This is a genomic window from Variovorax sp. P4_D9 (assembly GCF_056401695.1).
Genome location: NZ_JBFUIU010000156.1, coordinates 1 through 14529, shown reverse-complemented (window position 1 = coordinate 14529; position 14529 = coordinate 1). Strand labels below are relative to the sequence as shown.

The following is a 14529-nucleotide window of genomic DNA, read 5'->3' as shown; positions in this document are numbered from 1 at the left end:
GGATGATCCGCATCACGGTGCCCAACCCAGCCGGCGGCACTTCCGACGTGCTGGGTCGCCTGCTGGCCAAGGAGCTGGGCGAGATGTTCAAACAGCCGGTCATCGTCGAGAACAAGGCCGGCGGCAATGGCCACATCGGCGCGGCCTTCGTGGCCAAGTCCGCGCCGGACGGCTACAACCTGCTGCTGCTGGACATGAGCGTGCTGACCATCGGTCCCAGCGTCGTTTCGCAGCTCAGCTACAACCCGCAGAAGGATCTGACACCGATCACGATTCCGGCCTATTCACCCCACCTGCTGGTGGTCCGGAACGATCTTCCGGTGAAGAACATCGACGAACTCGCCGCCTACGCCAAGAAGAGCGGCAAGCCCGTGAGCTTCGGCACGCCGCTGGCCTCCATCAGCCAGCTTGCGGRCATCCTGCTCGCGCAGGACCGTGGCTTCGAATTCAACGTCATCGGCTACAAAGGCGGCTCCCAGGCCCTGGCCGACCTCGCGGGCGGCCAGATCGACAGCGCGATGGCGAGCGTGGTCGCCACCAACCAGCTGGTGCAGGGCGGCAAGGTCAAGGCAATTGCGGTCACCAGCGCCAAACCGTTTGCGGCGACCCCTGGTGTGCCGACCGTCGCCTCGCAGATCCCCAACTTCGTCACGGGCTCCTGGCAGGGGCTGCTGGCGCCGGCCAACACGCCGCCGGCAGTGCTCGACAAGCTGCAGGAGGCCGTGCAGCGCATCGTGACGCGCCCTGAATTCGCCAAGCATCTGCAGGACCTCGGCTCCGAGCCGTCGACCATGAATCGCCAGCAGATCGCGGAATGGATGCGTACCGAGACCCAGCGCTGGGGCAAGGTGGTCAAGGACAACAACATCAAAGCCGAGTAGGTGGCGCGCCATGGGGTCGGGGGCATTCGATAGGGGCGTCGATGGCGCTGTCCGCGCCACGGCCCGTACTACCAATGGGTGCGCACACGCGCGGGCAAGCCGACCGCCCGCTACGTCAGCGAACCGCAGGCGCAGATCCTGAGCCAGGCGATCGACAACTATCGTCAGGTCAAGAAGATGCTGCGTGACTGGGAAGAGCACACCGAACGCCTCGTCGACGCCGTGCAACCACCCACGCCATGACCGGCCCTCAAACGCTCCGGTAATTGCGAGTTATTGCGTCGCAACATGTGCGGAATGTGAGGCTCGAGCGCCATGCCCGCCCTCGGGCGGGCATGGACTTCGCATCCTCGCGCCAACGCTCCAGTGTTCCCACTCCAATGCCAACCTCGCGCGCGACCACCTCCAGCGCCGAACTCTCCGGCGGAAGCAACCTTGCTACCGCCCGGCCTTGAATGATTTTCCGTATCGAGCCACTCTCATCCTTCATCGCCGCCCCCGGGCTCTTGGTTGTATAGAGGCCGCGGGGGCCTCCCTCCACACCCTCCGCCGCCGCATCTCCAGCCTTGCCCTCGGCGTTTCCGACGAACTCAGCCAACTGAAGGAAGCCCATCGCGCCTTCAGTTGCGTCGAGAGTCTGCTCGTCCTCGTCGAGATCCAGCGCAGCGACGAGTTCTACGTCACACCGATGGAACTGCGCGCCCTGGTGGCGCTGGTCAACGCCGAGTTCGGGCGCCGCATCGCAGCGGTCGGCGTGTCCATCGAAGCCATCCAGACGGCCACCGCCACACCCCGCACGGAAAAGTAGCCCGGCGAAGCTGCATCACCTCCGACCGCGCGCACTTGCGGCCTCGTCCCTCAATCGATGGCGACCTTCGCGTCCTTGACCAGCTTGGCGTACTTGCTCGTGTCGTCCTTGATCTGCGCGGCCATCTGAGCCGGGGTGTCGCCGACGGGTTCGGCGCCGATCTCTTCCATGCGCTTCTTGAACTCGGGCGACTGGATGATCTTCACCATCTCGGCGTTGAGCTTCGCGACCACCTCCTTGGGCGTTCCTGCCGGCGCCAGGATGCCGAACCAGGTCCCCTGATTGAAGTCCTTCATGCCCGCCTCGGCCAAGGTCGGCACATCGGGCAGTGTGCTCGACCGCTTCGCCGTGGTCACGGCCAAGGCACGCAGCTTGCCGCCCTTGATGTGCTGGACCAGCGGCGTCAGCGTGTCGAAGGACATGTCGACCTGCCCGCCGAGCAGGTCGGTGGTCAGCGGCGCGCTGCCCTTGTAGGGGACGTGCAGGAGCTCGACGCCGGCCATGCTGGAGAACTGCGTGCCGATCAGGTGCTGCACCGTGCCGTTGCCGTTCGAGCCATACGACAGCTTGCCCGGCGATGCCTTGGCGAGCGCCACCAGGCTCTTGACGTCGGTCGCCGGGGACTTGGCGTTGACCACCATCACATTGGGCACCAAGGCCACGGTGGTTATCGGCGCGAAGCTCTTCTCGAAGTCGTAAGGCAGCTTCTTGTACACGCTGGTCGCGATGGTGTGATGCACCGCCCCCATCAGCAGCGTGTAGCCGTCCGGCTTGGCCTTGGCGACATAGTCGGCGCCGACAGTCGCACCCGCGCCCGGCTTGCTCTCCACGATCACCGGCTGACCGATGCTCTGCGACAGCGGTGTGGTGATCGCACGCGCCAGCGCGTCCGAGCTTCCGCCGGGCGGGAACGGGACGACCAGGGTGATCGGCTTGGCGGGCCAGGCCTGCGCCGCGGCGAGCGAGGCCGCGAAGCCGAAGGCGATCGCCGTCAGGGCGGTGCGAGGGCGGAATGTCGAAATTTTCATGGTTGTCTCCGTATGGCTTGTGAACTGACTGTAGGGAGCCGAAGGTGTTGAATCCGGGCTGGAAGTGAATCCGTCGTTAACCTGAAGTTAATATTGCAGTCGCGTCTAGGGGCGGCCCGCGCGCATCGCGTCTCGGCCGGCGAATCTCGCGCCGGGGCCGAGTTCGGACTCGATCAGAAGCAGGCGGTTGTACTTGGCCATGCGGTCCGATCGACACAGCGAGCCGGTCTTGATCTGCGTCGCCGCGGTGCACACGCTGAGGTCGGCGATGGTCGTGTCCTCGGTCTCTCCCGAGCGGTGCGAGACCACGGCGGAATAGCCCGCCTTGTCGGCCATCGCGATGGCGGCCAGCGTCTCGGTCAGGGTCCCGATCTGGTTCGGCTTGATGAGGATCGAGTTGGCCGCGCCGCGCGCGATGCCGTGCTCGAGGATCTCCGTATTGGTGACGAACAGGTCGTCGCCGACCAGCTGCACGCGGCGGCCGAGCTTCGCCGTCAGCAGTTCCCAGCCCTCCCAGTCGTCTTCGGCCATGCCGTCTTCGATGGTCACGATGGGATAGGCATCGACCCAGCGAGCCAGGTAGTCGACGAAGGCCGCGGAATCGAAGCGCCTGGCCTCGGAAGCGAGTTCGTACTGCCCGGCCTTGTGGAACTCGGAGCTTGCAACGTCCAGGCCCAGGGCGATATCCGTCCCGGCCTTGAAGCCCGCCTTCTCGATCGCGGCGAGGATGACCTCGATGGCCGACTCGTTCGACGCCAGGTCGGGCGCAAAGCCCCCTTCATCGCCCACCGCGGTCGACAGGCCGCGCGCCTTGAGCAGGCTCTTCAGCGAGTGAAAGACCTCGACGCCCCAGCGCATGGCTTCGGAGAAGCGCGGCGCGCCCACCGGCACGATCATGAACTCCTGCATGTCGACGTTGTTGTCCGCATGCGCGCCGCCGTTGATGATGTTCATCATCGGCAAGGGAAGGACCGGCTTGCGGGCACCGCCGATGCTTCGATACAGCGCCTCGCCCTTCGACGCCGCTGCTGCCTTGGCCGCCGCCAGCGACACCGCCRGGATCGCGTTCGCGCCCAGCCGCGACTTGGTCGTGGTCCCATCGAGTTCGATCATCAGGCGGTCGAGTGACGACTGGTCTTCGGCGGCGCGGCCGAGCAGCGCCCGGCCGATCTCGCCGTTGACGTGGCCGACCGCCTGGGTGACGCCCTTGCCGAAGTAGCGCTTCGGATCGCCGTCGCGCAACTCGATGGCTTCCCGGGCACCCGTGGAGGCGCCCGAGGGTGAAGCCGCGAAGCCCTTCGCGCCATCAGAGAGCACGACCTCGGCGGCCACGGTGGGATTGCCGCGCGAGTCCAGGATCTCGAAGCCGCGGGTTCGTTGGATGATTGCCATTTTGGTTTCCCTTCAGATCTGCGCGATGCGCAGCAGGTTGGTGGTTCCCGAAGTGCCGAAGGGCATGCCGGCCGAGATCACGATGGTCTGACCCGAGGCGCCGAAGCCTTCCTTCTGCGCGGTGCGGCAGGCCAGCTCGCTCATCTCGGGAACGTCCACCACTTCGTGGCAAAGGACGGCGTGGACGCCCCAGGCGAGCGCCAGGCGACGCGCGGTGGCGAGCCGGGGCGTCATTCCGATGATCGGCGCCCGGGGCCTCTCGCGTGCCATGCGCAGCGCCGAATAGCCCGAGCTGGTGTAGGCGACGGTGGCCGCCGCATTGAGCAGTCCGGTGATGTCGCGCATCGCCGAGCCGATGGCGTCTGCCGTGCGAGGCAATGGCTCGGCGCGCGAGGAGTCGATCGCCGTGCGGTAGTTCGGATCGCTCTCGGTGTGGGCGATGATGCTGCTCATCATCTTCACCGCCTCGACCGGATAGCGGCCGCTGGCCGACTCGGCCGACAGCATGACCGCGTCGGCGCCTTCGTAGATGGCGGTGGCGACGTCCGAGGCCTCGGCCCGCGTGGGCACCGGCGCGCCGACCATCGATTCGAGCATCTGGGTGGCGACGATGACGGGCTTTCCGGCCCGCCGGCAGGCACGGATGATCCGCTTTTGGATCGAGGGCACCTGCTCGGCCGGCATCTCGACGCCGAGGTCGCCCCGGGCGACCATCACCGCATCGGTCTCGACAACGATGGCGTCGAGCGAGGCGATCGCCGCCGGCTTCTCGAGCTTGGCGACGATGCCGGCCCGGCCATCGACGATGTTCCGGACTTCGATGACGTCCTCAGGGCGCTGCACGAACGACAACGCCACCCAGTCGACGCCGAGCTTGAGCCCGTAAGCCAAGTCCGCGCGATCCTTCTCGGTCAGGGCAGAGAGCGGCAGCACCACGCCGGGGACGTTGACGCCCTTGCGGTCGGACAGCTTGCCGCCGTTCACCACCCGCGTCTCTGCGAAGTCCTTGCCGAACTTCTCGACCCGAAGCCGCAGGCGACCGTCATCGAGCAGCAGGTCCGTGCCCGTTTCGAGCGCCGCGAAGATCTCGGGGTGCGGCAGTACGACGCGCTTCTCGCTGCCCGGCGACTTCGTGTCCAGGTCGAGCCGGAAGGCATGGCCTTCGACCAGATCGACCGGGCCATCGGGAAAGGTGCCGATCCGCAGCTTGGGCCCCTGCAGGTCCAGCAGCACGCCGATCGGGCGGCCGCTGCCGCGCTCGACGTCGCGGATCAGGTCGAGCCGCCGCTTGTGGTCTTCATGGGTGCCATGGCTGAAGTTCAGCCGGAACACGTCGGCGCCGRCATCGAACAGCGCTTGGATCGTCTCGCGCTCATCGCTCGCCGGGCCAAGGGTCGCGACGATCTTCGCGTGTTTGTTTCTTCGCATGTCAGTTTCTCCTGTGGGCGCGCTCGCCGCTGCCGTGGTCGGCAGCTATCACGATCGCGCGAAAGTCGTTCACGTTGGTCAGCGTCGGGCCGGTCACGATCGAGTCGCCGAGCGCCTCGAAGAAGCCGTGGCCGTCGTTGTCGTCGAGGCGCTCGCGCGGCCTCATTCCCTGCGCTCGGGCGCGGGCCAGCGTGTCGGGTGTCAGCAGTGCGCCGGCGATCTCTTCCTGGCCGTCGACACCGTCCGTGTCGCCGGCCAGCGCATGCATGCCAGGCTCGCCGTTGAGCGCGATTCCCAACGCCAACAGGAACTCGACGTTGCGCCCTCCCCTGCCGCGACCGCGCAGGGTCACGGTGGTTTCGCCTCCGGAGAGCAAGACGCAGGGGGCGGCGAGCGGTTGGCCGTGGCGGGCCACCTGCAGTGCGATGCCGGCCATCGTCTTCGCGACCTCGCGTGCCTCGCCCTCGATCGCATCGCCGAGGACGCAGGGCGCGAGGCCAGCGTCTCGGGCGACCGCCGCCGCGGCCTCCAGGGCCATCTGCGGTGTCGCGACGAAGCGGGTCTCGATGGGCGGCAGGCGCGGATCGTCCGGCTTGAGCGTCTCGCCCTCGCCGGTTTCGAGCAGTGCCAGGGCCAGCGGTGGCACGTCAATCCCGTATCGACGAAGGATCTCCAGCGCGTCGGCGCAGGTGCTGCTGTCGGGCACGGTCGGCCCGGAGGCGATGTCGACCGGATCGTCGCCAGGCACATCGGACAGCAGCAGATTCAGCACGCGCGCCGGGTGGCATGCCGCGGCCAGCCGACCGCCCTTGATCGCCGACAGGTGGCGCCGCACGCAGTTCGTTTCGCTGATGCTGGCGCCGCTTGCGAGCAGCGCGCGATTGAGCGCCTGCTTGTCTTCCAGCGTCAGGCCCGGCAGTGCCAACGGCAGCAGCGAGGAACCGCCACCGGAGATCAGGCACAGCACCAGGTCGTCGCTCGTCAGACCCCGAACCACGTCGAGCATGCGTTTCGCTGCGGCTTCGCCGGAAGAGTCAGGCACCGGATGCGCTGCCTCGACGATCTCGATGCGCTCACAGGGCACCGCATAGCCGTAGCGTGTCACGACCAGGCCGGTCAGCGGTCCGCGCCAGTGATCCTCGACGGCGCGCGCCATGGCGGCGGAGGCCTTGCCGGCGCCGATCACCACCAGGCGGCCTTTCGGAGGCGTCGGCAGGTGGCGCGGCACGCACAGCGCGGGTTGGGCGGCGGCGATCGCGGCGTCGAACATGGCGCGCAGCACGCTTCGGGCTTCTGCGGGGTTCATGGCGGCCTGCATCCGGGTCAGGCCGCGATCCGGACGCCGCCGCCGAGCTCGACGCGGATCGGCTTGACATTAGTCGCCTCGTCGTCATCGCCTTCGTACAGCTCGTCGAGGTTCTCCGGGTCGCTCTTGCCGTCGAGCACCTGCGTGAGGCGGTCACGGTCCACGGCGCCGACCCAGCGGGCGATGGCGATCGTTCCCACGGCATTGCCGATGGTGTTGGTGATGGCCCGCGCCTCCGACATGAAGCGGTCGACGCCAAGCAGCAGAACCATGCCGGCGACCGGGATCTTTCCCATCGAGGCCAGCGTGGCGGCCAGCGTGATGAAGCCCGATCCCGTGACGCCGGCGGAGCCCTTCGAGGTCAGCAACAGAACACCCAGCACCACCAGCTGATCGGTCATCGTCAGCGGCGTGTTGGTGGCCTGGGCGATGAAGATCGCGGCCATCGTGTAGTAGATGCACTGGCCGTCCGGATTGAAAGTCAGGCCGGCGGGAACCACCAGGCCGACCACCGGCTTGGAAACCCCAGCATGCTCCAGCTTGCGCATCAGTTGCGGCACGACCGATTCGGAGGAACTGGTGCCGAGCACCGTGAAGAGCTCGTCCTTGATGTACTTCAGGAATTTCCAGAGGCTGAATCCGGACATCCGCGAGATGACGCCGAGCACCAGGACTACGAACAGGAAACAGGTGATGTACATGGTGCCCATCAGCTTGCCGAGCGAGACGACGGAGCCGAGCCCGTACTTGCCGACCGTGAAGGCCATGGCGCCGAAGGCGGCCAGCGGTGCCAGCCGCATGATCATTCCGACCACCGCGAACACGCCGTGGGTGAAGGAATCGAGGAAATCCACCACCGGCTTAGCACGCGGCCCGATGTGCGACAACGCGACGCCGAACATCGTCGCAAAGACCAGGATCTGCAGGATGTCGTTGCGGGCCAGCGCATCGACGATGCTGGTCGGCACCAGGTGCAGGATGAAGTCGACGAAGCCCTCGGGCTTGGCGCTGGCCGCCGTGTAGCTGGCGATCGCCTTGGTATCGAGTTGCGTCGGGTCGATGTTCATGCCGCGTCCCGGGCCGACGACGTTGACGACGACCAGGCCGAGCGCCAGGGCGAAGGTCGACAGGATCTCGAAATAGATCAGGGCCCGGACGCCGACGCGGCCGAGCTCTTTCATGTTCTCCATCCGGGCGATGCCGAGCACCACGGTGGCGAAGATGATCGGTGCGAACACCATCTTGATCAGCTTGATGAAGATGTCGCCCAAGGGCTTGAAGTCGCTCCCGATGTTGGGGACGAAGAAGCCGAGCGCTGCGCCGGCGAAGACGCCGATGAGCACTTGGACGTACAGCTTTCCGAAGAAGCGGCGCATGGTTTGTCTCCTGGTGGACGGGTGGGCACGAGTTCACCCCTGCAGCGCTTGGCGGCTGCTTCGGGATCGGGGGCGGCGCGTGCTGCGCGGCCCCTCGGTTCAGGTGGAAAAGACCCCGGCCGCTGCGCGCGGGCGGGGGTCGGCGACCCTCAGGCCACCTTGCGCTGGGCAGCGCCGGTGACCTGGTCGCACACCGCCCGGGTGACTTGTGCAGTGGTGGCGGTGCCGCCCAGGTCGCGGGTGTGGAGCGCGGTGTCGGCCGTCACGGCTTCGACCGCCTGCATGACGCGCTTGGCGGCTTCGATCTCACCCAGGTGCTCCAGCAGCATGACGACCGACCAGAAGGTGCCAACCGGATTGGCCAGGCCCTTGCCCATGATGTCGAAGGCGGAGCCGTGGATCGGCTCGAACATCGACGGGTAGCGGTGCTCGGGATCGATGTTGCCGGTGGGCGCGATGCCCAGGCTGCCTGCCAGTGCGGCGGCCAGGTCGCTCAGGATGTCGGCATGCAGGTTGGTCGCCACGATGGTGTCGAGCGAAGCCGGCCTGTTGATCATGCGCGCGGTCGATGCGTCGACCAGTTCCTTGTCCCAGGTGACGTCCGGGAACTCCTTGGAGATCTGCAGCGCGATCTCGTCCCACATCACCATCGCGTGGCGCTGGGCGTTGCTTTTGGTGATGACGGTCAGCAGCTTGCGGGGCCGCGACTGGGCCAGCTTGAAGGCGAAGCGCATGATGCGCTCGACGCCGGCGCGGGTCATCATCGAGACGTCGGTGGCGGCTTCGATCGGGTGGCCCTGGTGCACGCGGCCGCCGACRCCGGAATATTCGCCTTCGGAGTTCTCGCGCACGATGACCCAGTTCAGGTCGTCCGCGCCGCAGCGCTTGAGCGGGCCGTCGATGCCCGGCAGGATGCGCGTGGGGCGAACGTTGGCGTACTGGTCGAAGCCCTGGCAGATCTTCAGGCGCAGGCCCCAGAGGGTGATGTGGTCGGGGATGTGCGGGTCGCCGGCCGAGCCGAACAAGATTGCATCCTTGTCGCGCAGCGCGTTCAGGCCGTCGTCCGGCATCATCACGCCGTGCTCGCGGAAGTAGTCGCCGCCCCAGTCGAAATTCTCGAACTGGAACTTGAAAGTGCTGCTGGCCGAGGCCAGCGCTTCCAGCACTTGCTGGCCGGCGGGCACGACTTCCTTGCCGATGCCGTCGCCGGGGATGGTCGCGATCTTGTACGTCTTCATGGTGTGTCTCCGTGGGGTGGTGGGTGGGTGTAGTTAATGTAAGAACTCGACGGACTGCTGGTTCGGCGCTAAAGTGAATCCATTGTTAACCTCAGTTCAACAGTGGAGCCAGCCATGACCCCAACCATCCTGCCGGCGGACCTGGGCTTTTTTTCGACGCTGGCGAGCGCTGGAAGCCTGAGCGCGGCCGCGCGCGAGCTCGGTGTCACCACCCCCGCCGTGAGCAAGCACCTGGCCCTGATGGAGTCGAGGATCGGGGTCTTGCTGGTCAATCGGTCGACGCGCCGCATGAGCCTGACGCCTGAAGGCGAGCTGTACTTGGAGCATGCCCGCCGGATCATTGGCGAGATCGACGGGATGGAGGCGCTGCTTGGGGTTTCGAAGGCGATGCCGAAGGGCCTGCTCCGGGTGAATGCGACGCTGGGCTTCGGCCGCAGCCACGTGGCGCCGCTGATCTCGAGGTTCGTTCGCAAATACCCGGAAGTGGAAGTCCAGCTGCAGCTCTCGGTGAATCCGCCCGCGCCGACCGAGGATCTGTTCGACGTCTGCGTGCGTTTCGGCGCGCCTCCGGACAGTCGGGTGATCGCCAGGAACATCGCCGCCAACCGGCGCCTGTTGTGCGCCGCRCCGGCCTATCTGGCGAAGCACGGCATCCCCAAGGTCCCCAATGACCTGACCCGGCACAACTGCATCGGGATCCGCCAGGGCGAAGAGGCCTACGGCGTTTGGCGCCTCGCCAGCGGCAGAGGCCGCAATGCCAGCACCGAAGCGGTGAAGACGCGAGGGAACCTGGCCACCAACGATGGCGAGATCGCGGTGAACTGGGCCCTCGACGGCCACGGCATCCTGATGCGGGCCGAGTGGGACATCGAGCGCTACCTTCGCAATGGCCGCCTGGTGCAGGTCTTGCCACAGTACTTCACGCCGGACGCCGACATCTACGCGGTGTACCCCCAGCGCCACCAGCTTGCTGCACGGGTGCGGGCGTTCGTGGATTTCCTGGCGCTTTCGTTCACGCAGCAAGCGGCGTCGGCCAAGGCGTAGTCATGATGAAACGCATCGTCATCATCGTCGCGCTCTGGCTCATGGCGTTCGCCGCTGCGCAGGCGCAGACCGCAAGAGGCCCGGCTTCTGCCCCAGGCAAGACCTGGAGCGCCGGCACCCTTCCCGCGATGGCCCTCACCGAAGGCGAAGTGGAGAGGGTCGACAAGGAGCACGGAGAGGTCGTCATCAAGCACGGCGACCTGCCCAACCTCGGCATGCCCCCGATGACCATGGGCTTCGCCGTGGCTGACAAACGGATGCTGGACAGACTCAAGCCCGGCGACAAGGTGCGATTCAACGCTGAAATCAGGAAGGGCGAAGCGACTGTGACCTACATCGAATCCGTCCGCTGATCGCCACTCGCCTCAGTCGTCCAGCGCGGCCGTTCGTAACCGAAGGGAGTTGACGATGACGCTCACCGAGGACAGGGCCATGGCTGCCGCAGCCACAACCGGCGACAGCAGGATGCCGAAGAAAGGATAGAGCACGCCGGCCGCAACCGGGATGCCGAGCACGTTGTAGCCGAAGGCGAACCAGAGGTTCAGGCGGATGTTGCCCATCGTCGCCCGCGACAACTCGCGCGCCTTCACGATGCCCATGAGGTCGCCGTGCAGCAGCGTCACGCCCGAGCTCTCCATCGCGACATCGGTTCCGGTGCCCATGGCGATGCCGACGTCCGCCGCGGCGAGTGCCGGCGCGTCGTTGACGCCGTCTCCTGCCATGGCGACGACGCGTCCTTCGCCTTTCAAACGCTGCACCACAGAGGCTTTGTCCTCGGGAAGCACCTCGGCAACGACCTCGTCGATGCCCAGTTCCCGACCGACCGCCTGCGCCGTCGTCTTCCCGTCGCCCGTAAGCATGACCACGCGGATGTTTGCCTGACGCAGTGCGGCGATGGCTTGGGCGGTGCTCGCCTTGATCGGGTCCGCGATGCCGACGAATCCGGCCAGGCGGCCATCGATGCCAACGAATATGACGGTGGCGGCCTTGGCACTGACGGCCTCGGCAGCCGCGGTGAGCGTGTCGACCTCAATGCCGTTCTCCGCCAGGAACCTCGCGCCGCCGCAGACGATGCGGGCGCCGTCAACGACGCCGACGACGCCCTTGCCGACGGGCGAGTCGAAATCGGTCACTGCCGATAGCGGCAGCTTCCGCTCGAGCGCGTCAGCGACGATGGCGGCAGCCAGGGGATGCTCGCTGGCTCTCTCCACACTGGCCAGCTTCTGAAGAACATTCCCGGCATCGAAGCCTGCCACCGGCTGCACTGTCACGACCTTGGGGCGGCCTTCGGTCAGGGTGCCCGTCTTGTCGACCACCAGCGTATCGACCTTCTCCATCCGTTCCAGCGCTTCGGCATCCCGAATGAGCACACCGCTCTGCGCGCCACGCCCGACGCCCACCATGATGGACATCGGCGTTGCAAGGCCCAGCGCACAGGGACACGCAATGATGAGCACCGCGACAGCAGCGATGAGCGCATACGAGAAGGCCGGACTGGGCCCCCACACAAACCAGGCAAGGAAGGCGAGCGCAGCAACGACAATGACGACCGGAACGAACCACCCCGCCACCTGGTCCGCCATGCGTTGAATCGGCGCCCGGCTGCGTTGGGCGGCGGCCACCATGTGGACAATCTGCGAGAGCAATGTGTCGGCTCCGACCTTCTCGGCACGCATCACGAAGCCACCGGTCTGGTTGAGCGTCCCTGCGGTCACCTTGGAGCCCAGCGCCTTCGCCACAGGCATAGGCTCGCCGGTGACCATCGATTCATCGACGGTGCCCTTGCCGTCGATGAGTTCGCCGTCGACCGGCACTTTTTCGCCGGGACGCACGCGCAACGATTCCCCCACTTGCACAGTTTCCAATGGAACACGCTCGTCGGTCCCATCGGCCTTCACGCGCACCGCCTCCTTCGGGGCCAGGTCGAGCAGCGCCCGTATCGCACCCGAGGTCTTTTCCCTGGCCCGCAGTTCCAGCACCTGGCCAAGGAGCACCAGCACGGTGATGACCGCGGCGGCTTCGAAATAGATGGCTACCGCGCTGTCAGGCCCTCTGAACTCGGCCGGAAAGACCTGCGGCATCACCGTCCCGACGATGCTGTAGACCCAGGCCACACCGGTGCCCAGCGCGATGAGGCTGAACATGTTCAAGCTACGGTTCTTGACCGACGCCCAAGCGCGGACAAAGAACGGCCAGCCCGCCCAGAGCACCACCGGAGTCCCGAAGAGAAGCTGAATCCAGTTCGAGGTCTGCTGCCCGATGAGGTGATGGAGGTCCATCAAGTGTGCACCCATCTCCAGCGCAAAGACCGGGACGGTCAACCCCAAGCCCACCCAGAAGCGTCGGGTCATATCACGCAACTCGGGACTGTCGCCGGATTGGGTCGTGGCCACGACTGGCTCGAGCGCCATGCCGCAGATGGGACAGTTCCCCGGGCCCATCTGTCGCACCTGCGGGTGCATGGGGCAGGTGTACTCGATGTCCTTGGAGTCCRCCTTTGGCGCATTCTTCGACGAGGGTTGCGCGTGACCGGCGTGCGCGCCATGGTCATGAGGACCGTGATGCGCCATGTGCTCGTGCWTCTTGGCCGCGTCAAGCTTGGACGAGGTCTCGGTCGGCATTGGYATCTTCTTTCCAGCAATGGTGATGCTGCAGTCTCTACCCTCCCATGATGGGAAGGTCAAGCCAGCATGGGTTTCGTTTCCTTCAGTTTTGAGGCTGCGCGACGAGCAGSAAAGCGACCCACMCGAGGGTCGCCAACAATATGGCCCAGCAAGCCCAGAACAGCSCRCGGTCCCACCATTGCGGTTCGCGACCCCCAGCCTCAAGCCGATGCTTGAGCGTCATCCCCGCGCCATGGAGGAGCACGCCAGCACCCAGCAACGGYAAGGCGTGCCGCTGCAATAGCAAGGGCGCAAGCAACCCCAGTCCCGCTCCGAGGACGATGGCACCGAYCCCTGACAACAGTTCGGCGCTCTTGACGAGAGCCGGGCGACTAAGCATGCCGATGGCGACCACCGCCCCAGGCGGGAATGAAGCGAGGCGTCTCGGCGGCGTATGCACGCCAAGCCTCCCCGAACTGGCGCTCTGAATCTTGTTCCTCGGAAATGGCGAGTCGGACGTACATGAACACCAGCACCGGGAACATCGCCAGGGTCAGCAGCGTCGGCCAYTGAAGCAGAAATCCGAACATGATGAGTACAAACGCGACGTATTGCGGATGCCGAATGCTGCGATATGGGCCGGCTGTGGCCAGCTCATGGCGCCGCTGCGCGTGATACAGGACGTGCCATGCCTTTGACAACAGCATGAAGCCCGCAAAGATGGCAACAAGGCTCAGGATATGCAGTACCCCCGCGTGTGGATTGCCGTGCTGGCCCGTAAACAACCACCACAGGTGCCCAGCCTCGTGCCCGAATAGGTTGACACCGGGAAACTTGGCACCGAGCCAGCCGGACAACAGAAAAATCGTAAGGGGGAAGCCATACATCTCTGCGAACAGGGCCACCATGAATGCGGAGTAGGCGCCAAAACTCCTCCAGTCTCGCAGCGTAGMCGGCTTGAAGAAGCTGTACGCGAACCCGATGAWGATGACGGAGTTCAGGAGCACCAGGCTCCACAAGCCGTAGTCATTGCTCGCGCTGTTCATGGTCGCCTCGCGACGGGTCGTTTCCGGACTGCCTTCCACCATGACSGTGCCCGTGGTGCATGAAAACRTGCATCAGCGGGCAAGCAAGGATGAGAAGGAATGGAAGCCATCCAAACAGATGCGCCCTGTGTTCGGCAAGAAGGAAGAAGCCGCCGACGAAAGCGACKACAAGCAAGCCGATTCCACCGGGTGAGCGCCAGAAACTTGGCTCATGGCCTTGCRTATCCATCTCAATGCTCCCCGACAGATGTGGCTACTTAGCCGAAGGCGGTATTGCCGCCTCGCGGTCCACCATCATCTGCATCATCATTTCCATCATGTCCATACGCTGCATCATGTTCTTCTGCATGGACGGGCCGCCGGGCATCGAGGACATGCC

14 protein-coding genes and 1 pseudogene are annotated in these 14529 nt (G+C 65.8%); 5 read left to right on the top strand and 10 right to left on the bottom strand.

All coding sequences use genetic code 11. The annotated features are described in order from the left end of the window. Positions 1-881 (top strand): Bug family tripartite tricarboxylate transporter substrate binding protein (locus AC1DY5_RS18290; RefSeq protein ID WP_478113567.1); only part of this gene is annotated, 881 nt, incomplete at its 5' end. Between the two features lie 78 nt (positions 882-959). Continuing rightward, the gene (locus AC1DY5_RS18285; RefSeq protein WP_478113566.1) at positions 960-1124 is read left to right on the top strand and encodes a hypothetical protein; all 165 of its coding nucleotides are present in this window, start codon (positions 960-962) and stop codon (positions 1122-1124) included. Positions 1125-1176: 52 nt separating this feature from the next. Here the strand turns inward: AC1DY5_RS18285 and AC1DY5_RS18280 are convergent. After that, a pseudogene (locus AC1DY5_RS18280) lies at positions 1177-1358 on the bottom strand (transposase); the annotation flags it as partial. On the opposite strand from AC1DY5_RS18280, the gene AC1DY5_RS18275 reads away from it, so the two are divergent. Continuing rightward, entirely contained in the window at positions 1333-1689 is a 357-nt protein-coding gene (locus AC1DY5_RS18275) for a hypothetical protein (protein ID WP_478113564.1), read from the top strand. The pseudogene AC1DY5_RS18280 and the gene AC1DY5_RS18275 overlap by 26 nt on opposite strands. A gap of 50 nt (positions 1690-1739) precedes the next feature. Here the strand turns inward: AC1DY5_RS18275 and AC1DY5_RS18270 are convergent, their stop codons facing one another. The 6 genes from AC1DY5_RS18270 to AC1DY5_RS18245 all read right to left on the bottom strand — a co-directional run bounded on the left by AC1DY5_RS18270 (position 1740) and on the right by AC1DY5_RS18245 (position 9457). Then, complete coding sequence (locus tag AC1DY5_RS18270; RefSeq protein ID WP_478113562.1) at positions 1740-2717, bottom strand: Bug family tripartite tricarboxylate transporter substrate binding protein; 978 nt, start codon at positions 2715-2717, stop codon at positions 1740-1742. 105 nt (positions 2718-2822) lie between these two features. Beyond that, positions 2823-4109 (bottom strand): phosphopyruvate hydratase, encoded by a 1287-nt coding sequence (eno, locus tag AC1DY5_RS18265; RefSeq protein ID WP_478113561.1) that lies wholly within the window; start codon positions 4107-4109, stop codon positions 2823-2825. A 12-nt stretch (positions 4110-4121) separates the two neighbouring features. After that, positions 4122-5537 carry a pyruvate kinase gene (gene pyk / locus AC1DY5_RS18260; RefSeq protein ID WP_478113560.1) on the bottom strand — a complete coding sequence of 472 codons (1416 nt, stop codon included), beginning with the start codon at positions 5535-5537 and terminating at the stop codon, positions 4122-4124. A 1-nt stretch (position 5538) separates the two neighbouring features. Beyond that, positions 5539-6843, bottom strand: a complete 1305-nt coding sequence (locus AC1DY5_RS18255) for a glycerate kinase type-2 family protein (RefSeq protein ID WP_478113559.1) — start codon at positions 6841-6843, stop codon at positions 5539-5541. Between the two features lie 17 nt (positions 6844-6860). Beyond that, entirely contained in the window at positions 6861-8219 is a 1359-nt protein-coding gene (locus AC1DY5_RS18250; protein ID WP_478113557.1) for a dicarboxylate/amino acid:cation symporter, read from the bottom strand. Positions 8220-8368: 149 nt separating this feature from the next. Beyond that, positions 8369-9457, bottom strand: a complete 1089-nt coding sequence (locus AC1DY5_RS18245) for a tartrate dehydrogenase (protein ID WP_478113555.1) — start codon at positions 9455-9457, stop codon at positions 8369-8371. Between the two features lie 114 nt (positions 9458-9571). Here AC1DY5_RS18245 and AC1DY5_RS18240 point away from each other — a divergent pair, with 114 nt between their 5' ends. Continuing rightward, complete coding sequence (locus AC1DY5_RS18240) at positions 9572-10501, top strand: LysR substrate-binding domain-containing protein (protein ID WP_478113553.1); 930 nt, start codon at positions 9572-9574, stop codon at positions 10499-10501. Positions 10502-10503: 2 nt separating this feature from the next. Then, positions 10504-10854, top strand: coding sequence for a copper-binding protein (locus AC1DY5_RS18235; RefSeq protein WP_478113552.1), 351 nt, complete (start codon positions 10504-10506; stop codon positions 10852-10854). A 12-nt stretch (positions 10855-10866) separates the two neighbouring features. On the opposite strand, the gene AC1DY5_RS18230 is transcribed toward AC1DY5_RS18235, so the two are convergent. The 3 genes from AC1DY5_RS18230 to AC1DY5_RS18220 form a co-directional block, all read right to left on the bottom strand. Then, positions 10867-13071, bottom strand: coding sequence for a copper-transporting P-type ATPase (locus AC1DY5_RS18230; RefSeq protein ID WP_478113568.1), 2205 nt, complete (start codon positions 13069-13071; stop codon positions 10867-10869). A gap of 425 nt (positions 13072-13496) precedes the next feature. Beyond that, positions 13497-14150, bottom strand: a complete 654-nt coding sequence (locus tag AC1DY5_RS18225) for a methyltransferase family protein (protein ID WP_478113550.1) — start codon at positions 14148-14150, stop codon at positions 13497-13499. Further along, positions 14131-14379, bottom strand: a complete 249-nt coding sequence (locus AC1DY5_RS18220) for a DUF2933 domain-containing protein (RefSeq protein WP_478113548.1) — start codon at positions 14377-14379, stop codon at positions 14131-14133. The genes AC1DY5_RS18225 and AC1DY5_RS18220 overlap by 20 nt, the downstream gene beginning before the upstream one ends. Positions 14380-14529 lie beyond the last annotated feature (150 nt).

Coding starts and splice junctions, on each gene's coding strand:
- AC1DY5_RS18255 (WP_478113559.1), bottom strand. CDS start 6,843: ATGAACCCCGCAGAAGCCCGAAGCGTGCTGCGCGCCATGTTCGACGCC.
- AC1DY5_RS18235 (WP_478113552.1), top strand. CDS start 10,504: ATGATGAAACGCATCGTCATCATCGTCGCGCTCTGGCTCATGGCGTTC.
- AC1DY5_RS18270 (WP_478113562.1), bottom strand. CDS start 2,717: ATGAAAATTTCGACATTCCGCCCTCGCACCGCCCTGACGGCGATCGCC.
- AC1DY5_RS18250 (WP_478113557.1), bottom strand. CDS start 8,219: ATGCGCCGCTTCTTCGGAAAGCTGTACGTCCAAGTGCTCATCGGCGTC.